This is a genomic window from Olleya sediminilitoris, assembly GCF_016785945.1.
GTDB classification, from domain to species: Bacteria; Bacteroidota; Bacteroidia; order Flavobacteriales; family Flavobacteriaceae; genus Olleya; species Olleya sediminilitoris.
The window spans coordinates 456,578-478,931 of record NZ_JAEMEF010000001.1 but is presented as its reverse complement, the minus strand read 5'-3'; the positions used below and the strand labels follow the sequence as shown (position 1 = coordinate 478,931).

General features: G+C 32.3%; 20 protein-coding genes. 10 read left to right on the top strand and 10 right to left on the bottom strand.

Features of this window, described 5'->3' with window-relative positions; all coding sequences use genetic code 11:
* Nucleotides 1-31 precede the first annotated feature (31 nt).
* Nucleotides 32-1,303, bottom strand: a complete 1,272-nt coding sequence (locus JAO71_RS02140; RefSeq protein WP_202998556.1) for a hypothetical protein — start codon at nucleotides 1,301-1,303, stop codon at nucleotides 32-34.
* A 17-nt stretch (nucleotides 1,304-1,320) separates the two neighbouring features.
* Nucleotides 1,321-1,743, bottom strand: a complete 423-nt coding sequence (locus JAO71_RS02135) for a hypothetical protein (protein WP_202998555.1) — start codon at nucleotides 1,741-1,743, stop codon at nucleotides 1,321-1,323.
* A 108-nt stretch (nucleotides 1,744-1,851) separates the two neighbouring features.
* On the opposite strand from JAO71_RS02135, the gene JAO71_RS02130 reads away from it, so the two are divergent.
* From JAO71_RS02130 to JAO71_RS02110, 5 genes are read left to right on the top strand one after another with little or no spacing between them, the layout of a single operon-like run.
* Nucleotides 1,852-2,925: a CNNM domain-containing protein gene (locus JAO71_RS02130; protein ID WP_028606708.1), complete on the top strand. Its 1,074-nt coding sequence runs from the start codon at nucleotides 1,852-1,854 to the stop codon at nucleotides 2,923-2,925.
* A 2-nt stretch (nucleotides 2,926-2,927) separates the two neighbouring features.
* Nucleotides 2,928-3,401 carry a methylated-DNA--[protein]-cysteine S-methyltransferase gene (locus tag JAO71_RS02125; RefSeq protein ID WP_202998554.1) on the top strand — a complete coding sequence of 158 codons (474 nt, stop codon included), beginning with the start codon at nucleotides 2,928-2,930 and terminating at the stop codon, nucleotides 3,399-3,401.
* Nucleotides 3,401-3,919: a DUF4442 domain-containing protein gene (locus JAO71_RS02120; protein ID WP_028606706.1), complete on the top strand. Its 519-nt coding sequence runs from the start codon at nucleotides 3,401-3,403 to the stop codon at nucleotides 3,917-3,919. The genes JAO71_RS02125 and JAO71_RS02120 overlap by 1 nt, the downstream gene beginning before the upstream one ends.
* Nucleotides 3,920-3,971: 52 nt before the next feature.
* Nucleotides 3,972-5,123, top strand: coding sequence for a serine hydrolase domain-containing protein (locus JAO71_RS02115; RefSeq protein WP_116823842.1), 1,152 nt, complete (start codon nucleotides 3,972-3,974; stop codon nucleotides 5,121-5,123).
* Between the two features lie 18 nt (nucleotides 5,124-5,141).
* A complete protein-coding gene (locus tag JAO71_RS02110) occupies nucleotides 5,142-5,855 on the top strand; it encodes a 3'-5' exonuclease (protein WP_028606704.1) in 714 nt (237 codons plus the stop codon).
* A gap of 73 nt (nucleotides 5,856-5,928) precedes the next feature.
* Here JAO71_RS02110 and JAO71_RS02105 read toward each other — a convergent pair whose 3' ends face one another.
* On the bottom strand, nucleotides 5,929-8,466 hold the full coding sequence (locus JAO71_RS02105; RefSeq protein ID WP_202998553.1) for an immunoglobulin-like domain-containing protein: 2,538 nt from the start codon (nucleotides 8,464-8,466) through the stop codon (nucleotides 5,929-5,931).
* Between the two features lie 182 nt (nucleotides 8,467-8,648).
* Here JAO71_RS02105 and JAO71_RS02100 point away from each other — a divergent pair, with 182 nt between their 5' ends.
* The gene (locus JAO71_RS02100) at nucleotides 8,649-10,337 is read left to right on the top strand and encodes an ABC transporter ATP-binding protein (protein ID WP_202998552.1); all 1,689 of its coding nucleotides are present in this window, start codon (nucleotides 8,649-8,651) and stop codon (nucleotides 10,335-10,337) included.
* Nucleotides 10,338-10,600: 263 nt separating this feature from the next.
* Here JAO71_RS02100 and JAO71_RS02095 read toward each other — a convergent pair whose 3' ends face one another.
* From JAO71_RS02095 to trhO, 7 genes are all read right to left on the bottom strand, one after another.
* Complete coding sequence (locus tag JAO71_RS02095) at nucleotides 10,601-11,224, bottom strand: hypothetical protein (RefSeq protein WP_202998551.1); 624 nt, start codon at nucleotides 11,222-11,224, stop codon at nucleotides 10,601-10,603.
* 3 nt (nucleotides 11,225-11,227) lie between these two features.
* Nucleotides 11,228-11,881 carry a CoA transferase subunit B gene (locus JAO71_RS02090; protein ID WP_202998550.1) on the bottom strand — a complete coding sequence of 218 codons (654 nt, stop codon included), beginning with the start codon at nucleotides 11,879-11,881 and terminating at the stop codon, nucleotides 11,228-11,230.
* Between the two features lie 41 nt (nucleotides 11,882-11,922).
* On the bottom strand, nucleotides 11,923-12,624 hold the full coding sequence (locus tag JAO71_RS02085; RefSeq protein ID WP_028288770.1) for a CoA transferase subunit A: 702 nt from the start codon (nucleotides 12,622-12,624) through the stop codon (nucleotides 11,923-11,925).
* A gap of 92 nt (nucleotides 12,625-12,716) precedes the next feature.
* A complete protein-coding gene (locus JAO71_RS02080) occupies nucleotides 12,717-15,068 on the bottom strand; it encodes a penicillin-binding protein 1A (protein ID WP_028288771.1) in 2,352 nt (783 codons plus the stop codon).
* A gap of 59 nt (nucleotides 15,069-15,127) precedes the next feature.
* Entirely contained in the window at nucleotides 15,128-15,610 is a 483-nt protein-coding gene (locus JAO71_RS02075) for a gliding motility lipoprotein GldH (RefSeq protein WP_202998549.1), read from the bottom strand.
* Nucleotides 15,597-16,922: a PSP1 domain-containing protein gene (locus JAO71_RS02070; RefSeq protein WP_202998548.1), complete on the bottom strand. Its 1,326-nt coding sequence runs from the start codon at nucleotides 16,920-16,922 to the stop codon at nucleotides 15,597-15,599. Before JAO71_RS02070 ends, JAO71_RS02075 begins: the two co-directional genes overlap by 14 nt.
* Nucleotides 16,923-17,110: 188 nt before the next feature.
* Nucleotides 17,111-18,175 (bottom strand): oxygen-dependent tRNA uridine(34) hydroxylase TrhO, encoded by a 1,065-nt coding sequence (gene trhO / locus JAO71_RS02065; protein WP_202998547.1) that lies wholly within the window; start codon nucleotides 18,173-18,175, stop codon nucleotides 17,111-17,113.
* 465 nt (nucleotides 18,176-18,640) lie between these two features.
* Here trhO and recA point away from each other — a divergent pair, with 465 nt between their 5' ends.
* The 4 genes from recA (at nucleotide 18,641) to JAO71_RS02045 (ending at nucleotide 22,291) form a co-directional block, all read left to right on the top strand.
* Complete coding sequence (gene recA, locus JAO71_RS02060) at nucleotides 18,641-19,645, top strand: recombinase RecA (RefSeq protein WP_028288775.1); 1,005 nt, start codon at nucleotides 18,641-18,643, stop codon at nucleotides 19,643-19,645.
* Nucleotides 19,646-19,741: 96 nt separating this feature from the next.
* On the top strand, nucleotides 19,742-20,164 hold the full coding sequence (locus JAO71_RS02055) for a hypothetical protein (protein ID WP_202998546.1): 423 nt from the start codon (nucleotides 19,742-19,744) through the stop codon (nucleotides 20,162-20,164).
* Between the two features lie 31 nt (nucleotides 20,165-20,195).
* The gene (locus JAO71_RS02050; protein WP_202998545.1) at nucleotides 20,196-20,738 is read left to right on the top strand and encodes an RNA polymerase sigma factor; all 543 of its coding nucleotides are present in this window, start codon (nucleotides 20,196-20,198) and stop codon (nucleotides 20,736-20,738) included.
* Nucleotides 20,738-22,291, top strand: a complete 1,554-nt coding sequence (locus tag JAO71_RS02045; protein ID WP_202998544.1) for a hypothetical protein — start codon at nucleotides 20,738-20,740, stop codon at nucleotides 22,289-22,291. Before JAO71_RS02050 ends, JAO71_RS02045 begins: the two co-directional genes overlap by 1 nt.
* Nucleotides 22,292-22,354 lie beyond the last annotated feature (63 nt).

Genomic DNA, 22,354 nt, shown 5'->3' with positions numbered 1-22,354 from the left:
AGGTTTAACAACTATGTGTTGTTAAACCTTTTTAATTAAATATAGAGTCTATTCCTCCATCTAAACCCCAACTTATACCTAAAACCGTTACTAAATTATCTGTAACAGGAAAATCTTTACCAAAACCTCCAATTAGGCTTAAACTAGTGTTTAATTGGTAGCTAATATTACCTACAGATCTATACAAATCCTCATTTAAAGAGCGTTTTAGATACTCGTAAGAAAATTTAAATTTTTTCAGTTCTAACTCTAATTTTCCACCATAGTCCCAAAAATGTTCTTTTGTATAAAGACCTGATTCATTAATATTAAATTCGTCATCAACATATTTACCAATACCATAAAAATGCAAGTAGGTTTCGGTGTTAAACTGAACAGCAAAATCTGCAGTTAACCAAGCACCAAACCTGTTAGCTGTATCAGTACTTATTTCGTTTTCTTTAAATAATAAACTATAAGCAACTGCTCCATCTAATCTGAAAATAGGTTTTGTGGTTTTAGGGTTATTTACAAAGCTTTTTATATTACTACAACGGTCTTTAAAATAATTAGCAACTAATACTTCTTTTGTAATCGTTAACTTATCTAAAGCAGATAAAACTGCATGTGCACGAGTTGCCAAAGGGTCTGGATCGTCAGGATCTTGCTGATCTAAAACTCTAAACAAAAAATCATCTGCTAAAGTTTCGTATTTAGACTTTAATTCTAAATCAGTAGCTAATGCATTACAACTACCACTACCAGGAAAGTTAACACCTTCACCAGCTAAAAATTCTTCAAACAACTTATATATTGGATCTGTAACACCATTATCTATTTGTTGTATTGCAGATTTAATGTTCTCAATTCTATTAGCGTTATAAAACTGTAGAATAGTCGTTCTGTAACCAATAGCAATGGTTTTTTTATCGGTTTCAAAACCTTCAAACTGCTTTTCTAAATACCCAATTGATAAAGATGAGTTAGTTTTTAAGCCAATAAAAGGGTCTATATAACTCTTATTATTTTGGTTGTTTTTTAAGCCTCTGTAATCCTGATATGTTCTTTTAATTTTAAAATCTATAAGCCAATAGGGATTGACCTCTAATGCAATATTAGTGTTAGAAAAACCATTAGAAAGATATAAACCTAGTGCTTTTACATTATCAGGTGTATTGATTTGTGTTGGTGTTTCGTCTAATAAAGTAAAGGCAGGATTAGTTGTACTTTCAAAATTAAAATCGTTGATAGAAGTAGTTTCTTGAGCCAATCCAAAGACACAAAACAGTAAAGGAATGAATTGTAAAAATTTAATAATTTTCATAGCGATTAATTTAAATATTAAGTCAATTCAATATGTATTTTTTTGGAAATACTAAAGGTCTCATCGTCTGATTTACCTAGATCAAACTCGTTTTCATTATCTTGATAGTTTGAAGTAAAACTTGCTTCATTTAATTCATCTTTTAACAAGTAATTGCAAGTAGACGTTTTTACAATAGCGTCTTTTAAGTCAATAGTATCGACAATAAAATTAGTTCTAATTTTTAAAATTGGACGTTTACTTAATCTAGATTTTTCAATGCTAGCAGAAAACACATTATTATCATCTTGAAAGGCATCAATTTTTCGCCAACGTCGTGGATGGTCTTCATGATAAATGGTTATAAATATTTTACTAGAACCATCCATAAGTGCATCACTGGACACAGTCACACTAATGTCTAGGGTTTGATTATCTAATTTGGTTTTAAATTCATCCATAATTAACTATTTTTTAAATCAAACTTTATATTAGACAAATTAGGTTACATTTATACTTACCAAGTTAAAAAAAATATGGTTATTTTTACAAAAACTTATACTTAATTAATGGCTTTACTAATATTTTACGGAGTAATATCAATCTTTTTTTCATTTTTATGTTCAATACTGGAAGCAGTGCTTTTAAGTGTAACACCAACTTTTATTAATGTTAAAAAACAAGAAGGTAAGGCTTTCGCCGAAAACTTAGAAGAACTAAAAAAAGATGTAGACAGACCATTAATTGCTATTTTAACATTAAATACAATAGCGCATACGGTTGGTGCAATTTTAGTTGGTAAAGAAGCCGAAGGACTTTACGGAAGTGAAGGTGGTTACGGAGTGTTTATTGTGTCTGCAGTAATGACTATTTTAATATTAGTAGCTTCAGAAATTATACCTAAAACCATTGGCGCAACCTATTGGAAAGGTTTAGCTGGTTTTACAACAACAGCTCTAAACATTTTAATTTTCCCTTTAAAATGGACTGGTTTATTATGGCTAATGCAACTAACTACAAAGCTAATTGGTGGTAAAGGTCACGGAAGTGTTTTAAGTCGTGAAGGCTTTTTGGTTATGGCAGACATGGCACACGAAGAAGGTGTTTTTGAAGGTAACGAAAGTAAGATTATTAAAAACCTTTTAACTTTTAAAGAAGTTTTTGCAAAAAACGTAATGACACCTCGTACTGTCATGAAATCTGAAAACGAAACGACTACTGTTGAAGACTTTTTTAACAGAAATATGAACCTAAGATTTTCTAGAATACCTGTATATGCTGAAACTGAAGACAACATTAAAGGCTTAGTTTTAAAAGACGAAATTTTTAAAGAAATGGCTTTAGGTAATGGTAGTAAACAATTATCAGAACTAAAAAGAGATATCATTATTGTTAATCGTGATTTAGCAATACCTACTCTATTTGAACAATTAGTAGAAACCAGAAACCACATGGCTTTGGTGGTTGACGAGTATGGAAGCGTTAGTGGTATTGTTACCATGGAAGACGTTATTGAAACACTTTTAGGAATGGAAATCATGGATGAAAGCGATAATGTTAGCGACTTACAAAGTCTAGCTAGAAAAAGTTGGGAAGCTAGAGCTAAAAAACTTGGCATTATAGAAGAAAAAAATCCGGAATAACAATGGAAGAATGCATCATCAATTCGCCTTTAGGCTATACTAAAATAACAGGTGATATAAATGGTATTGCATCAGTAGTTGTATTAAATACAGAAGAAAAAACAACCTCTATTATACCTAAAGTTTTAGAGAATTGTGTCCTTCAATTAAACCAATATTTTAAAGGTTTACGTCAACAATTCAGCGTAAAACTAAACCCAAAAGGTACAGATTTTCAAAATAAGGTTTGGAATGCTTTACAAACTATTCCTCATGGCAAAACAACGTCCTATCTTCAGCTTTCAAAACAATTAGGAGACCCAAAAGCTATCAGAGCAGTTGCTAATGCCAATGGTAAAAATCCGTTATGGATTATAATACCTTGTCACAGAGTTATAGGTAGTGATGGTAGTTTAACAGGTTATGCTGGAGGATTACATCGTAAACAATGGCTACTTAATCACGAAAGTCCAAACAAACAACAATCTTTATTTTAATGTATAAAATTGCAACCGAATTTTTAACACGATTTGTAAAACCATCAACCATCTACAAATATGGTTTTAATTGGTCACCAATGTACAAACGTACTACTGCAAAATTAACAGAAGTTAGCGACGATTTACATTACGTAAAAATCCGATTAAAACTAAATTGGAAAAATCGTAATTATGCTGGATCAATTTTTGGTGGTAGTATGTTATCTGCAACAGACCCAATTTACATGATACAGTTAATACAAATACTAGGTAAAGACTATGTGGTTTGGGACAAAGCAGTAACTGCAAAGTATAAACGTCCAGGAAAAAGCACTATTTATGGTGAGTTTATTTTTACAGAAGAAGAAATTGAAGCCTTAAAGACTAAGCTAAAAACTGAACAGCAAGTTGATATTATCAAAACCATGAATTTGGTTAATGACAAAAAGGAAGTGATAGCCGAATTTACGAAGACTTTATACATAGCAAAAAAAGACTACTACAAACAAAAACTAGCTGCAAGAAAAGCAAAATAACTAGCATTAATTTATTATTTCATTATATTTAAGTTCTAAACTAATTAAATCAATGAAATTTTTAAAAAAGCTATTAAAAGTACTTGTGGTACTTTTTGCATTATTAATTGCAACACTTTACATAACAGACACAGACTATTTAATAAAAGCAGTACGTACAATTTACATGCGTGGTCACACAACTGCTTTTTTAGATGATTACCAAAAGTTTGACAACCAAGTTATAGAAAATGGCACACCTCAACCTTGGCCAAATCACAAGGATTATAATTCGGTTAAAGAAACCTCAACATTAGACAAAGCAAACAAAGATTGGGGAACTATAGCTTATGTTATAATAAAAAACGATAGTATTTGGTTTGAAAACTACTATGATGGTTACAATAAAGACTCTAAAACCAACTCATTTTCGATGGCTAAAAGTTATGTTTCCGGATTAATGGGTAAAGCATTAATGGAAGGTCACATTAAAAGTTTAGACCAACCTGTTTGCGACTTTTTACCAGCCTTTTGTGATGGTGATGCAGCAAAAATGACTGTTGGTGATTTAAGTAGTATGGCCTCAGGTACTAATTGGGACGAAGCTTACTATTCGCCTTTATCTATTACTACACGTGCCTATTTTGATGACGATTTACAAAAAGTAATGAATGGCTTGAAAGTGGTAACACAACCAGGACAAGCTTTTAAATACTCTAGTGGAGACACACAAATGCTAGCTATGGTTATTGAAAAAGCTACAGGTAAAAAAATGTATAACTATTTAGAAGAAAGCTTCTGGAAACCTTTAGGAAGCGAAAACTCAACTTTATGGCAATTAGATAGTGAAGAAGACGATTTGGTAAAAGCGTACTGCTGTATAGCTAGTAACGCTAAAGATTTTGCGCGTTTCGGAAAATTATACAAAGACCATGGAAAATGGAATGGTAAACAAATTTTAGACTCTGCTTTTGTTGCAAAATCCTTAAAACCTCGTTTTGCTGCTAGTCCAGAGTATGGTTATGGATGGTGGAGAAAAAACCAAAACGGAAAAGACTTTGTCATGATGCGTGGACACCTTGGACAATACGTAATTGTACAGCCAGAAGACAATGTGATTATTGTGCGTTTAGGACATCAAAAATCACCAGATGCTGGTGTTGGAATTTTCACAAATGATATTGCTTTATATATTGATGAAGCTTATAAAATGATGGAAAACTAACTCTACAAAATAAGCATAATGATTACCAAACTCAACCTTGAAAACATCTTGTTTTTAGACATTGAAACTGTTCCTGAAACCGAGAATTTTTCGGATTTAGATAAAACCAAACAAGACCTTTGGGAAGCCAAATCACGCTACCAACGTAAGGAAGAGTTTACAGCTGAAGAATTTTATGATCGTGCTGGGATTTGGGCTGAATTTGGAAAAATAATATGCATTTCGGTTGGCTATTTTACTATTCAAGGAGACACACGTTTATTTAGAACCACCTCTTTTTATGGTGAAGAACGTAAACTTTTAGTCGAATTTAAAAACCTTTTAATTTCTCATTTTAGCCAAGCTAAACATTTACTTTGTGCACATAATGGTAAAGAATTTGATTTTCCGTACATAGCAAGACGTATGATTATCCATAACATAGAGCTACCTTATAAATTAAATTTATTTGGTAAAAAACCATGGGAAGTCCCACATTTAGACACCATGGAATTATGGAAATTTGGCGATTACAAAACCTACACTTCTTTAAAATTAATGACCAATGTTCTTGGTATACCATCGCCTAAAGATGATATAGACGGAAGCGAAGTCTACAGTGTATATTACCAAACTAATGATATAGATAGAATCATTACTTATTGTGAAAAAGACACCATAGCAGTCGCTCAAATATTTTTGAGACTACGTGGTGATTCAATTTTAAATGATGATGAAATCATACATGTTTAAAAATTATGATATATAAAAAGCCTCAACATAAGTTGAGGCTTTTTTTTGGTTGATTAATTTACTACCAACAAGATTATTCTTTTACAAACTTTCTTGTCTCAATAGTGTCGTTAACTTCAAATTGAATTAAGTATAAACCAGCTTCTAATTTACTAACGTTTATACCGTTTGAAGTTGTGATACCTTTTGCAACTTGCTGTCCAAGCATATTAACTACCGTAAATGGTAAGTTTTCAATATTAGCTTTTACAAATAACATATTGCCTTTAACAGGATTTGGATAAATAGAAATATCTACACCTAGATATTGAACAAAACCATCATTAGACAATCTTGCTGTACCACAAGACCCTAAGTTGGTCCATCCACTAGATGTTCTTTCATATAATGTATCAAGGTAGACTACCTGATCTCCAACTGCGTAAGTTTGAGTACTAACGTATTCTGGAACTCCAGCACATTTATCTGCAGATCCATTAGTTAAACTAATTGCATCTACTGCCATATCACCTTGCCATGTTGTACCTGTAGTACCATCAAACCTTAACTGAATAGAGTCTCCAGAATAAGATGATAAATCTACACTACCATCTAACCAAGCATTACCTTGATTACCTGATTGCGACCAAACAGTAGACCATGAAGATCCATTATTTGTACTTATAGCTAAACTTAAAGTTCCCATAGCAGTTGCTCCATACATATGGTATTTAAAATTAAAAGTACCGTTTGACACTCCAGATAAGTCAAAGCAAGGAGAGACTAATATAGCACGTTTAGTGGAATAATTTGGTGCTGAAGATTCCATGAATGCGTATTGAGAACCAGAGCTTGCGCTTGATGGTCCTGTATTGCTAGAAGGTGTTGCTCCACTAGTAGTTGTCCAATTAAAATCATCTCCAGAACCTTGTGTCCAAGCTCCAAATCCTGATTCAAAACCTTCACTATATGGAAAAGAAGTTATAGCTCCAGAACATCCTGATGTATTTGCAGGACTAACAACAACGCTTCTTGATATTTGATTAGCTGCGTTACCAGCAGCATCAGTTACATTATAGTTTCTCGTATAAGTACCTGCTGAATTTGTATTTACAGTACCAGAAATTACAATGCTAGACGTAATATTACCATCTATATTATCTGTAGCTGTAGCACCTAATTCATTATAAGTATCTCCAACTGTTAAATTAATTGTTGAGGCTCCAACTAATGTTATCACTGGCTTAACTGTATCTGCTACACTTCCTAAACAAAAATTAGTAGAATCAGAGTTAGTAAAAGATCCTCCAGAAGCTAACGTTGTAGATCCATTAGTAACACTATAAGAACCATTACCATAAGAACAACATATACCATCTCCATAGACATCAGTTATAACAAAGTCATAGCATCCATCTGGTAAACAGTAAGTCTCATTAACAGTTGATCCATCAGCATTAGCAGAAGAGTATGCTCCAGAAGCAACTGTAGTTCCGCTTGCGTTTACTAAAGTCCAAGCAGTTTCTTCAGGATAACTATCAAAAGTAATAGACACATTAATTTCATTATCATTACAAGCTGTTTGACATGGCGTACAAGATGATCCACCACAATCTACACCAGTTTCATCTCCATTCTGTACACCATCTGTACAAGTTGGAGTGGTTCCACCTCCTCCACATTTATCAGATAAAGCTAAAGAGCGTCTTACTCCTCCAGCTTCTAAAACAGCACGCATACGTGCTTTTTGACCTTGAGTAAATAAGTTCATACAAGAGTCATTAGTATAGTCCATGTAGTTTTGTACCATATCTGTAGATCCACAAGATACTTGACCTATTGGACAACCACCATTTGAAGTTTGATGTGTTGGTGTATCACTTACAAAGTCATTACCGCAATTAGAGTCTCCCCAAATATGTCTTAAGTTTAAATAATGCCCAACTTCATGCGTCGTTGTACGTCCTCCATCAAAAGGCGCACTAACATTACCTACACGTCCAAAATAATTGTAACCCATAACAACTCCATCAGTAGCAGCACTACCTCCTGGAAATTGAGCGTAACCCAATATTGTTCCTCCTTGACTAGTCATTAAAGGCACAATCCACATATTTAGATATTCTGAAGTGTCCCAAGGGTTGACACCACCTGTTGAAGATCTTTTCATGTCATCTGAAGTTCCCCAATCTTGACGGGTTACTTGTTTTCTAGTAATACCTGTTGTTGCATTTCCGTTAGGATCTACAGTCGACAAACAAAACTGAATTTCGGTATCTGCTGCTTGTGACCATGCATTGTCTGCATCTGGATTTGTACGTCTAAAATCTTCGTTTAAAACATCTAATTGTGACTGGATTTGAGCTTCACTAATGTTTTCTGTACTATTTCTATACAATACATGTATTACAACAGGTATAGTAATTATGCTTCCGTCAACTCTGGCACTTTCTGGTTGTGCCATTTTTTGCTGTGTAAAAGCTTCAATTTGGTTCATCCTATGTTCAAGGGTAGGATCCAATTGTTTTCGATATTCTAAGTTTTCCATAGTGCTACAATTTCTGTCTTGCTGAGCAAACACAGAACAAGCAAAAAAGAAACTTAGAAAAGTTAATGTAATTGTTTTTTTCATGTTAAATGGTTAATTAATTAATACTATTAATAAATATTATTCAAGAAAAGTATTAATATTTTAACAAAAACTTAATTTATTTTGATTTTTTTTCGATTAAAAACACAATATTTTAAAACATTCGACAAATTGTGTGGTTTTAACCACAACAAAAACTATTAAATTAGCTATTTTTACTATATATGAGCGACCTTTTACTTGACATAAAAAACCTATCAATTAGTTTCAAAAGCAACGCTTCTGAAAAACAAATAATACACGATATTTCATACTCAGTTTTTAAAAATGAAATTGTCGGAATTGTTGGCGAATCTGGTTCTGGTAAATCCGTTTCGTCTTTAGCTATTTTAGGATTGCTACCAAACACAATTTCGACTATAAACTCAGGTTCTATTCAATTTGGATCTCAAGATTTAACACAAATAAGCAATAAAACGTTTCAAACTATTAGAGGACGCAAAATAGCTATGATATTTCAAGAACCCATGAGTTCTCTTAATCCATCAATGACCTGTGGTAAACAAGTAGAAGAAATATTACAGCAACACACTAATCTCAATAAAAAAGAAATCAAAACGGAAACCTTACTTTTATTTGAAAAAGTAAAATTACCAAACCCAAAACGTGTTTATAAAACTTATCCTCATGAAATATCAGGAGGTCAAAAACAACGCGTAATGATAGCTATGGCTATTGCTTGTAAACCAGAATTACTTATAGCAGATGAGCCCACTACAGCATTAGATGTTACTGTACAAAAAGATATCATTAACTTACTTAAAGACTTACAAGCAGAAACTAAAATGAGTGTTATTTTTATTACTCATGATTTAAGTCTAATATCCGAAATTGCTAATCGAGTATTAGTCATGTACAAAGGACAAATAGTTGAGCAAAACGACGTACAATCCATATTTAATAATCCTCAACACAGTTATACAAAAGCACTAATACAATCTAGACCTGCTTTAGATGTTAGGCTTAAAACGCTTCCAACCATCGCTGATGTTTTAAATAATGAAGTTTCTTCTGAAGTCGTAACACAAAACATGCGTCAAAAAAAGCATGAAAAATTGTATGCTAATCCACCTTTGCTTGAAGTTAATAATCTTGAAAAAGAATACCTTTCAAAATCAGGTTTTTTCGCTAAAGCGGAAACCTTTAAAGCAGTAAATAATGTGAGTTTTAAGTTATATAAAGGCGAAACACTAGGACTAGTTGGTGAGTCTGGTTGTGGTAAATCAACCTTAGGTAACGCAATATTATTATTAGACAAAGCCACCAAAGGACAAATATTATATAACGGAAAAGACATAACAGATTTAAGTAAAGCAGAAACTATTGCTATAAGAAAAGATATTCAGATAATTTTTCAAGATCCTTATGCCTCATTAAACCCAAGACTAACAATTGGTAATGCCATTATGGAACCTATGAAAGTCCATAATCTATATAAAACAGATATAGAAAGACAACAGAAAACACTTGAAATTTTAAATCGAGTTGGATTAGACGCATCAGTTTTTAATAAATATCCTCATGAATTTTCTGGTGGACAAAGACAACGTGTTGGTATTGCACGCACAATAGCTTTGCAACCTAAGTTAATCGTTTGTGATGAATCTGTATCTGCTTTAGACATCTCTGTCCAAGCACAGGTTTTAAACCTATTAAATGAATTAAAAGAAAACTTTGGATTTACCTATATATTCATCTCACATGACTTAGCAGTAGTTAAATACATGAGTGACCAGCTATTGGTTATGAATAAAGGACAAGTTGAAGAATTAGACGACGCAGATAGAATCTACAATGCGCCAAAAAAAGACTATACTAAAAAATTAATTGAAGCTATTCCGAAAGGATTATAACATAAATACTTTTTTAGTTAAGTATATAATGTTACCAATTAAGCTAGTAGTGGTTTTTATTTTTCTTATTAAATTTTTAAAAAACATAGTTAGGTCAAGTTTTTGATAAATTTGAGACAAAAAAGTATAACATTTAGGCTAAGTCATGGTTAACTTAGATTAGTGTTATTGGTTAGGTTTGGGATTGTAAACATACAAAGCATTTTTAAACAAAGAAGTTTAAAAGCACTATAATTCGACGAAATACATGTTTTTTTAACGTTTTAAGTCTTTTTTGCTCTTTTAATGCTCAAAACACCAAGTGTAGGGTAATAACTTCTACCATAATTAGATCGTCTATCCTCACCTAATCTAGAAGCAACTTGATTAGTCATTTTAATAACAAACACTTCTTCTGCATTAGGAAACGATAAATCATGACCATCAGCATCAATTTTTCTACCTTTTGAGGCATGATTTCTTTTTCTTGCTAAATAATCTTCAGTATCGTACAACTCATTATAGCAATGTATTAACTCATGCGATAATAAGGATACAGGAGAATTATATCCTTTATTACTTCTAAACCATTTCTTTTTATGATTTTTCCTAAACACAATACCATGTGTATCATAAAATAAAATGGTATTGTACTTAGGACTGTATGCATTTTTATTACTAGGAATTATTGTAATATCATTGTCAACATCTGAAACCAAAATATCAATAATGTCTAATTTTTTCTGAACACCATCCTCTTTAAAGGCAATAGTAAGCGCGCTACTTTTGACCAAAAAATCTAAAGCAATAGTTGTATTTCTTACAAATCTGTCTTGAATTAATTCATGATTTCTACTAACATCATAGACATATTCTACATATTGATTAGCAAGAGTCTTAATTCGCATCGACTAAATATTCATTTCAGGAACATCTCCTTCAATAATTAAAGTCCCTTCGGTAGCATTTTTCACATCCTCAACAGTTACACCTGGAGCGGTTTCTAAAAGTTTAAAACCTTTGTCTGTGACTTCTAAAACAGCCAGATTAGTAACAATTTTTTTAACACAGCCAACACCTGTCAAAGGGAGACTACATTTACTTAGTAATTTAGAAGCTCCTGCTCTATTAGTATGCATCATAGCAACTATTATATTTTCGGCACTTGCAACCAAATCCATTGCTCCACCCATACCTTTTACCATTTTGCCTGGTATTTTCCAGTTGGCAATATCACCATTTTCTGCAACTTCCATTGCACCTAAAATAGTAAGATCTACGTGTTGCCCACGTATCATTGCAAAGCTTGTTGCACTATCAAAAAAACTAGCTCCTGGTAAAGTGGTTATGGTTTGTTTACCTGCATTAATTATATCGGCATCTTCTTCTCCTTCAAAAGGAAAAGGTCCCATTCCTAAAACGCCATTTTCAGACTGAAATTCTACTTCTATATCTTCTCTAACGTAATTTGCTACAAGTGTCGGTATTCCTATCCCTAAATTAACATAATAGCCATCTTGGACTTCTTGTGCGATACGTTTTGCTATTCCTGTTTTGTCAAGCATGTTATTTTATTTTTTTTCTGCTTAAGCAGAAATTTATTAAATTATTGTTTTGTTCTAACGGTTCTTTGTTCAATTCTCTTTTCATAGGTTTCGCCTTGAAAAATACGTTGTACAAATATTCCAGGAATATGAATTTGATTTGGATCTAATTCTCCCACAGGAACTAAGTGCTCTACCTCAGCAACAGTAATTTTTGCTGCTCCAGCCATACATGGATTAAAATTTCTTGCTGTTCCTTTAAAAATTAAATTACCAGCAGTATCGCCTTTCCAAGCTTTAACAAAAGCAAAATCGGCTTTAAAAGCATGTTCTAAAACATACATTTTACCATCAAACTCTCTAGTTTCTTTTCCTTCTGCAACTTCTGTTCCGTATCCAGCAGGAGTAAATATAGCAGGAAAACCAGCTTGGGCTGCACGACAACGCTCAGCTAAAGTCCCTTGCGGAATTAACTCGACGTCCAATTCTCCTGACAACATTTGTCTTTCAAACTCATCATTTTCTCCAACATAAGAAGATACCATTTTTTTGATTTGTTTTTTTTGTAACAATAAGCCCAAACCAAAATCGTCTACTCCAGCATTATTAGAAATACAGGTTACAGCTTTTACATTACGTTTTACAAGTTCTGCAATAGCGTTTTCTGGAATACCACTAAGACCAAAACCACCTAACATAAAGGTCATATTATCTTGTACACCTTGTAGTGCATCTTCTACAGATTTTACTGTTTTTAGAATCATTATTTTATGAATTTTTGTGGTTTAAATTTAAGAAATAAAAAAGCCATTCTGTTATGAATGGCTTTAATTTTTTTTATTGAAAATAAAGTCTATTACATTTCTAATTCATCTGGAACATCCTCTTCTGGCACGTCTAATCCATCTGACCCACTATCATCTTGTTGATAATTACTACAATCAACCTCAATACTTAAATTTGAAGGCTTTTTAAAATGACCTTTTGATATGTTTAATGTTTCATCTTCATAACAGCTTTTCATGTACATACCCCAAATTGGTAATGCCATAGCTGCTCCTTGACCATATCTAACACTACTAAAATGTACTGATCTATCTTCTGCTCCAACCCAAACACCAGTTACTAAATTAGGCACCATACCCATAAACCAACCATCTGATTGGTTTTGTGTTGTACCTGTTTTTCCTGCTATAGGATTTGTAAACTCATAAGGATAACCTGTAATAATTTCTCTGTAATCTGCTCTCCATTTATCACGTCCTTTACCTCTAAGTCTACCTCCAGAACCACTTTGAGTAACTCCTTCCATTAGTTTTACTGTAACATAGGCTGTTTCATCACTTAAAACATCCTTAGTTTCTGGAACAAACTGATATAACACGGTATCATTTTTATCCACAATTGTAGTAATCATTACTGGTTTAGTATAAACCCCTTGATTTGCAAACGCAGAATAAGCACCTACCATTTCATACACACTAATGTCTGGAGTACCTAGTGCTATAGATGGCACTAAAGGAATCTCTGAAGTAATACCTAAATTCTTAGCTAATTCAGCAACAGGTTGTGGTCCAACCTTATCCATTAATCTAGCTGTTATAGTGTTAACCGAATTTGCTAAAGCATCTTTCAAGGTCTTTTCTCCATCATAATCACCTCCATCATTAGTTGGCGTCCAAGGTTCTGGATTACCGAACTTATTAGCTTCAATAGTAATTGGTGCTAATGGTAGTTTATCACATGGTGACATATGTAACTGGTTTATAGCTGTAGCATAAACAAACGGTTTAAAAGTAGAACCCACTTGACGCTTACCCTGTTTAACCATATCATATTTGAAATGCCTATAATCCATACCTCCAACCCATGCTTTTACATGACCTGTTTGAGGATCCATACTCATCATCCCTGGATGCAAGAAAGATTTGTAATAACGCATAGAATCTATTGGCTTCATTATTGTATCAACCTGACTTGCTTTACCATCTTTCCATTTAAATACAGACATTTTAGTTGGCTTATGGAAGGATGCTACTATTTCTTTATCCGATTTCCCTGCTTTCTTTAAAATTCTCCATCTTTCTCCACGTTTCATGTGAGAGTTAAGTAGTTTATTTATTTCACTTTTGTTTAAATCTCTAAAAGGCGCTGTTGGATTACGATCAGGTGTATTTTGATTAAAAAATTCCGCTTGTAACCTAGGCATATGTCTAGAAACTGCTAACTCAGCGTATTTTTGCATACGTGAATCTATAGTTGTATAAATTTTTAAACCGTCGCTATTAATATTATATTTACTTCCGTCTGGTTTGCGGTTTTTTGGATCATTCATCCAATCCTTCATCCAGCTTCTTAAATACTCTCTAAAATAAGTAGCAGATCCAGTGCTATGTGTTTGAGGAGAAAAATCTAAATCTAACTCTGTTTTTTGTAAAGAATCTTTTACTTTTTTAGAAATGTAGCCATAGTTTTCCATTTGATAAAGCACGACATTTCTTCTGTTTTTAACACCTACAGGATTTCTTGAAGGTATTGGGTTGTAAAATGATGAATTTTTAAACATACCAACCAACATTGCGGACTCTTTAATACTTAAATCTTTTGGCTCTTTGTTAAAATAAATATTAGATGCTGATCTAATACCATCTCCATTATTACCGAAATCGTAAATATTAAAATATTGAGCAATAATTTCTTCTTTAGTATATTGACGTTCTAAACGTATAGCAATAACCCATTCTTTAGCTTTTTGAATAACACGAGTAAAGATATTTGAAGACCCTTCACCATGTAATAATTGTTTAGCTAATTGCTGAGAGATTGTACTTGCACCACCACTTCCTGGTTTTAATATTGCACGTAATGTCCCACGACCATCAATACCAGAATGGTCATAATATCTGGCGTCCTCTGTTGCTATTAAGGCTTCTACTAGATGTTTAGGTAGTTCATTAAACGGTACAGGAGTACGATTATCGTTAAAATAAAACTTAGCTAATGTTTTTCCGTCAGACGAAATAATTTCGGTAGCTAAATTAGTTTTTGGATTTTCTAATTGTGTGTGATCTGGTAACTCTCCAAAAGCTCCCCAAGACGCTAATAAGAAAAATAAGACTATTGAAAATACACCTGCTAAAAATAATATCCAAAACCAACGAATATATTTTTCAAAACCTGACACTTCTTCTTTTTTTGTATTTGCCATTCTAACTTTAATATATCTTTTTTAATATACACTTCGACTATGCTTAGTGTGACCGTATTTTATTTTGTTTTTTCTATTCTAAAACCAACATCTGTGATACCTTCTAAATTTACAACTCCATTTACATCACCATTATTGCGCATGGCGTGTTGTATTGTAACGTCGTATGTACCGTTTTCTTTAAAAACAACCCCTTCTTTATACCACAACTTATTATCTTTTACAGAAGATAAACCTTGGCCTAACCATGCTCCGTTTTTTTCTGTCATTTCGTATTGAAGTGTATCTGTAATTGTTTTTCCGTGCGGAAACTTCATTTGAACAATTAAATACAGATTACTAAACTTATAATCATTAGTATTTCTAACATTTACAAACAGATTGTAAGGATTTAATGAATCTGGCGCGTTAATTTTGAAGTTAATAACGTCTTCTTTATTCCAGGAAGTAGAGACACTTTGATATTTATCAAAGACCGCATTTGAGTCACAGGACACGACTAAAAACAACATTAAAACAATTGCAATATTACTTAGTTTCATTAGGTTTATTGTTATTGTTTTGTGGTTTTTTTCGGTTTGGCTTACGTCTTGGCTTAGGCTTAGCATTAGGGTTACCTTGCTGTGACTTATTTTTTTGCTGAGGCTTATTGGCTTGTTTAGGTTTTGGCCTATTATTGTTATTATTGCTTTTAGCTTCTGTCTTAGCGTGTTGTGGTTTCTTTTTATTACGGTTTCTATTGTTTCTACGTTTTTTATTGCCTTTTGGACTATCAAAACGTGTTAAACTATCTTGACCAACAACGTTTTCAAACTCTGCTTTATCTTCAATTACAAGATCTGCTGCATACTCTTCTAAACTTGCAACCTTTTCTCTTTTTTTATTAATTGCTATAATTTCTCTTGCTTGATCTGTAGTAATTAAATGCCAATTCATCCATTCGCCTTCATAGGCATACCACATATGACCTTTAAAAATATCTGTTTTCTGGCAAACAGCAGTTCCTTTTTCTGTGTATAATTTTACGTCAGATTTAGGAAATGCTTTTAAGGCATCTAAATAAGAATCCAGTTCGTAATTTAAACAACATTTAAGCTTACCACATTGTCCTGCTAATTTTTGAGGATTTAAAGACAATTGTTGGTAACGTGCTGCACTAGTACTTACAGATCTAAAATCTGTTAACCAAGTTGAACAACATAACTCACGTCCACAAGATCCAATACCACCAAGTCTTGAAGCTTCTTGACGGAAACCGACTTGTTTCATTTCTATTCTAATTCTAAACTCTCTAGCATATAGTTTTATAAGCTCTCTAAAATCCACACGCTCTTCAGCTGTGTAGTAAAAAGTAGCTTTACTTGCATCGCCTTGAAACTCGATATCCGAAATTTTCATAGATAGCTTCAAGTCTATTGCAAACTGACGTGCTTTAACCTTCATTGGTTCTTCTTTATCGCGTGCTTCACTCCAGATATCTATATCTTTTTGAGAGGCTTTACGATATATTTTTAGAATATCGTTTTTGGTGTCTATTTTTTTTCGTTTGATTTGAACGCGAACCAATTCTCCCGTAAGGGTAACCATACCTATATCGTGACCAGATTGTGCTTGAGTAGCAACAATGTCACCAATACTTAGTGTTAAATTTTCTGAATTATGATAATAATGTTTTCGACCGTTTTTAAATCTAACTTCTACCCAATCAAATGGTTTTTCTCCATTTGGAACAGACATATTTGCTAACCAATCAAAAACGGTTAATTTATTGCAACTATCTGTACCACATGTTCCGTTATTTTTGCAACCTTTTGGTTGTCCGTCTTTTCCTGTAGCGCAACTTTGACAAGCCATACTATTTATGTGTATATATTGAATCTTAAGGTGTTACCCTAAAGATGAAGATTAATAATTAGTTGTTTTTGCGTAAGCGAATGTAACAACTCTTCTAATTTGTAAAGATAAGATTATTTAGGTGACTTTAAAATATAAAAAAAGCGTGATAAAATTTATCACGCTTTTTAATAATTAATGACTTGCATTTATTTTTTGAATGTCTCAAAAATGTTACGTAAATCTTTTTTGTATGGTAAGTGGTCTGCACGACCTTTTTTAAAGATATCATTACTGTTACCTTGTCCTTTACGTAATGCTTTTTGCTCTTCAAATGGTAATGCATGTATTTCTTTACAGGCTGTTGAGCAGCAATTATCCATTTCGGTTTTACAAGTTTCACATTGTATGAATAATAAATGACAAGCATCGTTGGCGCAATTAACGTGTGTGTCGCATGAGGTACCACATTGGTGACATTTTGCAATCACGTGATCGCTTATTTTTTCTGATCTACGCTCGTCAAAAACAAAGTTTTTACCTATAAACTTGTTTTCAATACCTTCTTCATTAACCTGTCTTGTGTATTCAATAATTCCACCTTCTAACTGGTAAACATTTTTAAAACCTTTATGCTTGTAATAAGCACTTGCTTTTTCGCAACGGATTCCTCCAGTACAATACATTAGTAGATTTTTTTCTTCTTTATGTTCACGTAAATCGGCTTCAATAATATCTAAAGACTCTCTAAAAGTGTCAACATCTGGTGTTACAGCTCCATCAAAATGACCAATTTCACTTTCATAATGATTACGCATATCCACACAAACTGTATTTGGATTGGATAGCATATCATTAAAATCTTTTGCTGACAAATGCACACCTTTGTTAGTGACGTCAAAAGTATCATCATTAAGTCCGTCTGCTACTATTTTTTCTCGGACTTTTACTTTAAGCTTTAAAAAAGACATGTTGTCTTGCTCAACTGCAATGTTTAGCCTTACGTCTTTTAAAAAACTGATACCATCTAAATGGTTTTTAAAAGCTTCAAATTGATCTGCTGGAAGTGATAATTGTGCATTAATCCCTTCAGTAGCGACATAAATACGACCTAAGACATCTAAACTGTCCCATTTAATAAATAATTGATCTCTTAATTGTTGTGGATTGCTAATCTGAGCATACTGATAAAAAGATAGTGTTAAACGATATTTTCCAGCTTTTTCTATAAGTTCTGCTCTTTCGTTAGCGCTTAATTTGTTGTACAGTTGCATGCTATACCTAGTTTTAAGTGTTATTAAAAAGTTTGTGCAAAGGTATTATTTTAAATTAATTAACAAAGTTGAAGTGGTGTAAATCTAATTGTGTTTAATATTTATTAAAAAAAAGTCCCTTGCGCTTTGCAAAGGACTTTTAATAGACTAACTCGTTAATATATTTTAAATTTAATTAAAAAAATATTATTGAGTTAACCTCCATCGGCTTTACAGCTACTATTGAGTAAAACAGTAACTGAAACGCCTAATGATTTAATAAACACTATTTTTTTTAAATATTTCATACCTTTAATTTTAAAAGGATTAAACATTTCAAAAAGCAGATTAAATTTTCTTTTTCATAGCTTATCTTTTCCACTTCAATAAGTAGATGCAAAAACTTTAAAAAGGTTGCGTGAGAAAATTAAAATTATTTAAAAAAGTAGTATTTTAGCATAGAATTATTTTAATAAAAATTGACGTATGAGTAAAGAAAAAGACGCTAAACTTAAAGCACTGCAATTAACACTAGATAAGCTAGATAAAGCTTATGGTAAAGGAACCGTAATGAAAATGAGTGATGCTGCAGTTGTTGATGTAGAAGCTATCCCTTCTGGATCTTTAGGTTTAGATATCGCTTTAGGTGTTGGTGGATACCCTAGAGGTAGAGTCGTAGAGATTTATGGACCAGAATCTTCTGGTAAAACAACTTTAACGCTTCACGCTATTGCAGAGGCGCAAAAAGCAGGTGGTATTGCAGCTTTTATTGATGCAGAACATGCTTTTGATAGATTTTATGCTGAAAAATTAGGTGTTGATATTGACAACCTTATTATATCTCAACCAGATAATGGTGAGCAAGCTTTAGAAATTGCTGATAATTTAATTAGATCTGGTGCTATTGATATAGTTGTTGTGGATTCTGTAGCAGCATTAACTCCTAAAAGTGAAATTGAAGGAGAAATGGGAGATTCTAAAATGGGATTACACGCTAGATTAATGTCACAAGCTTTAAGAAAATTAACAGCCTCTATTAGCAAAACTAATTGTACAGTAATATTTATTAACCAATTACGTGAAAAAATTGGTGTCATGTTTGGTAACCCAGAAACAACAACTGGAGGAAATGCATTAAAATTTTACGCTTCTGTTAGGTTAGATATAAGACGATCTACACAAATAAAAGACAGTAATGGATCTGTTTTAGGTAACAAAACCAGAGTAAAAGTGGTGAAAAACAAAGTTGCACCTCCTTTTAGAATGGCTGAGTTTGATATCATGTATGGTGAAGGTGTTAGTAAAGTAGGTGAAATATTAGATGTGGCAGTAGAAAAAGAAATTGTTAAGAAAAGTGGATCTTGGTTTAGTTATCAAGACACAAAATTAGGACAAGGTCGTGATGCTGTAAAACTAATTATAAAAGATAATCCAGAACTATTTGATGAGCTGGAACAAAAAATTAAAACAGCTATTAAAGAAAGCGTTTAATATTAAAATCCCGATTATATCGGGATTTTTTTGGTTTAAGACGCAACCTTTTGTCAAAATCTGCATCTATTAAAAAAACTATAGTTTATTTTAAAAATGAAAAAAATATTTTTTGGCTTACTTATACTGTTAAATTTATCTTGTAGTCTTGATGATAGCAACCCAAACTTAACTGCTTATGTAGAAGTCTTACCTATTGAAAGTGTGACCATGCCAGAGTATTTCCAAGTTGGACAAACCTACCAAATAGATTTAACATATATTAGACCTACAAGTTGTTATTTTTTTCAAGATATTTTTTATGATGTAGAAGGTAACACCAGTAAAATAGCTATTTTAAACTCGGTAATTACAACCGACAACTGTAGCATACTTGATGAAGAAGTGGAAGCTTCTTTTAATTTTACTGCTTCAGAAACTGGAGTACATGTATTTAAATTTTTAAGAGAGGACGAACCAGCAGTAAACACAGGAACTGATGGGACGTATATGACCTATGAAATTGAAGTTGTTGACTAAGCATTTTCATTAATTAATACCTTTATATAAATTGAGTTTAGACCAACTCATACATAAATGTAAATCTAATGATACCAAAGCCCAAAGTGAGTTATATCAGCTTTTTTCAAGCAAGTTATTCTCAGTAAGCTTGAAGTATTCAAGAAGTTATGCCGAAGCTGAAGATAATTTACAAGATGCTTTTTTAACCATATTTGACAAAATAAAGCAATATAAAAACAAAGGCAGTTTTGAAGGTTGGTTAAAACGAATCACCATAAATATTGCCTTACAACGTTACAGAAATCAAAAGGTATTTGACATTGTAAACGAAGATGCTTTAATAGATGACACAATAGAAATTGATGATGACGAAGTTGACATCGATTTTTTATTGCAATGCATACAAGAGTTACCAGATAGATACCGATTGGTATTTAACCTTTACGCACTAGATGGCTACTCTCACAAAGAAATAGCCCAAGCATTAGCTATTACAACAGGAACAACAAAATCTAATTTAGCTAGAGCAAGAAAATTGTTAAAAGAAAAAATATTAGACTATAAAAAGAGTTTAAACGCTCAATCATTATAATGAGTAACAAAAAGAACATAGACCGTCTTTTTCAAGAAAAATTTAAAGATTTTGAAGCTAAACCAGACCCTAAAAACTGGCAGCAAATTCAATCTAAGTTAAAAGAAAAAGACAATGACAGAACCGTTTTAATTTTACCTATATGGCTAAAAGTTGCAGGTGTTGCTGCTTCGTTTGTATTGCTATTGTTTTTAGGTCAAACCATTTTCAATACTAAAGATCAATTAAACACACCTAATGTCGTTAATACAAATGGTGATAATCCGACTAAAAATAACTTAACACCACAATCACCCAACTCTGAGACTAAAGATAAATCAGTCTTAATACCTAGCTCAAAACCTGTAGTTACAACACCTAAGACAAGTCAAACATCAACGGTAACAAACACTTTCAAAAACAAAACAAATACAAATATCGTATCTAACAAAACTACTTCTGAAACAAAAAGCACTAACAACAGTAACTTAGTAAATAAAAACAACTCTAAAAAAACAATAGCTTCAATTAAAAACAAAGCAACAAGCTATACAAAAAACAAAGTGTCGAATAGTATCGCTTCAATAAAAAACAAAAAAAATAGCTTTAACACAAATCGCTCGATTTCTTCTAAAGATAAAAGAAACACAGTTGCAGAAAACAATATAAAAAAGCAATCTAATACGGTCAATACATTTTTTGTAAATAAAACTGAAAACAAAAATAAACCTAACAACACCGTTCTACTTGCTGAAAATAAAACAGCAGAAGAAAAGTCCATTAATGATAAAGAAAACATAGAGGACGCTATTGCTAAAAACGAAGTGTCGGAAGAGGACATTAAAGACACTACGGAAAACAGCAAAAAATGGAAGATTAATGCCAATGTAGCTCCTGTATACTATAATACATTTGGTGAAGGGTCTCACATTGCGGAAGAGTTTAATACTAATAATAAATCTGGTGAAATTAACACAAGCTATGGTGTAAAAGTTGGCTATGCACTTAATGATAAACTTACACTTAGATCTGGTGTTAACCGACTTGATTTAAGTTATGATACAGATAATGTTATTGTCTACGAAAACGTAAGTACTATACCTAACCCTAAAGAAATGCGTAACGTAAATTTTAACGCAATTAACAATCATACGATGAACATTATTAGTAGTAGTAATCTTGTGTTAGAAACCACAAATATTGGACTGTTAAAAAATGTAGCTTTAAGTCAACGTATTTCTTATTTTGAAATTCCTGTAGAGGTTGAATATGCTGTAATAAATAAAAAATTTAATTTAAATATTATTGGTGGGTTTAGCTCGTTTGTACTAGATGATAATGCATTGGTGTCAGAGTATGATGGTTTTAAAACCGAAATTGGACAAGCCAACAATATTAACGATTTAAGTTTTAGTGCTAATTTTGGGTTAGGGTTAAATTACAATTTTTCTAAATCTGTAATTTTAAATATCGAACCTACTTTTAAGTATCAACTCAATGCATTTAGTGATACTTCTGGAAACTTTAACCCTTACATTATTGGTGTGTACACTGGGTTAAATTATAAATTTTAATTTTTAAGTGACCTTTTATTAGGTGATTTTTATATCAAGCTACTCTGTGCCAAGGGTAGCTTT

What these genes read in the sequence shown, in the direction of transcription:
- JAO71_RS02100 (WP_202998552.1), top strand. Translation starts at nt 8,649, where the DNA reads ATGAGCGACCTTTTACTTGACATAAAAAACCTATCAATTAGTTTCAAA.
- JAO71_RS02090 (WP_202998550.1), bottom strand. Translation starts at nt 11,881, where the DNA reads ATGCTTGACAAAACAGGAATAGCAAAACGTATCGCACAAGAAGTCCAA.
- trhO (WP_202998547.1), bottom strand. Translation starts at nt 18,175, where the DNA reads ATGCAACTGTACAACAAATTAAGCGCTAACGAAAGAGCAGAACTTATA.
- JAO71_RS02085 (WP_028288770.1), bottom strand. Translation starts at nt 12,624, where the DNA reads ATGATTCTAAAAACAGTAAAATCTGTAGAAGATGCACTACAAGGTGTA.
- JAO71_RS02140 (WP_202998556.1), bottom strand. Translation starts at nt 1,303, where the DNA reads ATGAAAATTATTAAATTTTTACAATTCATTCCTTTACTGTTTTGTGTC.
- JAO71_RS02115 (WP_116823842.1), top strand. Translation starts at nt 3,972, where the DNA reads ATGAAATTTTTAAAAAAGCTATTAAAAGTACTTGTGGTACTTTTTGCA.
- JAO71_RS02045 (WP_202998544.1), top strand. Translation starts at nt 20,738, where the DNA reads ATGAGTAACAAAAAGAACATAGACCGTCTTTTTCAAGAAAAATTTAAA.
- JAO71_RS02070 (WP_202998548.1), bottom strand. Translation starts at nt 16,922, where the DNA reads ATGGCTTGTCAAAGTTGCGCTACAGGAAAAGACGGACAACCAAAAGGT.
- JAO71_RS02125 (WP_202998554.1), top strand. Translation starts at nt 2,928, where the DNA reads ATGGAAGAATGCATCATCAATTCGCCTTTAGGCTATACTAAAATAACA.
- JAO71_RS02120 (WP_028606706.1), top strand. Translation starts at nt 3,401, where the DNA reads ATGTATAAAATTGCAACCGAATTTTTAACACGATTTGTAAAACCATCA.
- JAO71_RS02105 (WP_202998553.1), bottom strand. Translation starts at nt 8,466, where the DNA reads ATGAAAAAAACAATTACATTAACTTTTCTAAGTTTCTTTTTTGCTTGT.
- JAO71_RS02135 (WP_202998555.1), bottom strand. Translation starts at nt 1,743, where the DNA reads ATGGATGAATTTAAAACCAAATTAGATAATCAAACCCTAGACATTAGT.
- JAO71_RS02095 (WP_202998551.1), bottom strand. Translation starts at nt 11,224, where the DNA reads ATGCGAATTAAGACTCTTGCTAATCAATATGTAGAATATGTCTATGAT.
- recA (WP_028288775.1), top strand. Translation starts at nt 18,641, where the DNA reads ATGAGTAAAGAAAAAGACGCTAAACTTAAAGCACTGCAATTAACACTA.
- JAO71_RS02075 (WP_202998549.1), bottom strand. Translation starts at nt 15,610, where the DNA reads ATGAAACTAAGTAATATTGCAATTGTTTTAATGTTGTTTTTAGTCGTG.
- JAO71_RS02055 (WP_202998546.1), top strand. Translation starts at nt 19,742, where the DNA reads ATGAAAAAAATATTTTTTGGCTTACTTATACTGTTAAATTTATCTTGT.
- JAO71_RS02080 (WP_028288771.1), bottom strand. Translation starts at nt 15,068, where the DNA reads ATGGCAAATACAAAAAAAGAAGAAGTGTCAGGTTTTGAAAAATATATT.
- JAO71_RS02110 (WP_028606704.1), top strand. Translation starts at nt 5,142, where the DNA reads ATGATTACCAAACTCAACCTTGAAAACATCTTGTTTTTAGACATTGAA.
- JAO71_RS02130 (WP_028606708.1), top strand. Translation starts at nt 1,852, where the DNA reads ATGGCTTTACTAATATTTTACGGAGTAATATCAATCTTTTTTTCATTT.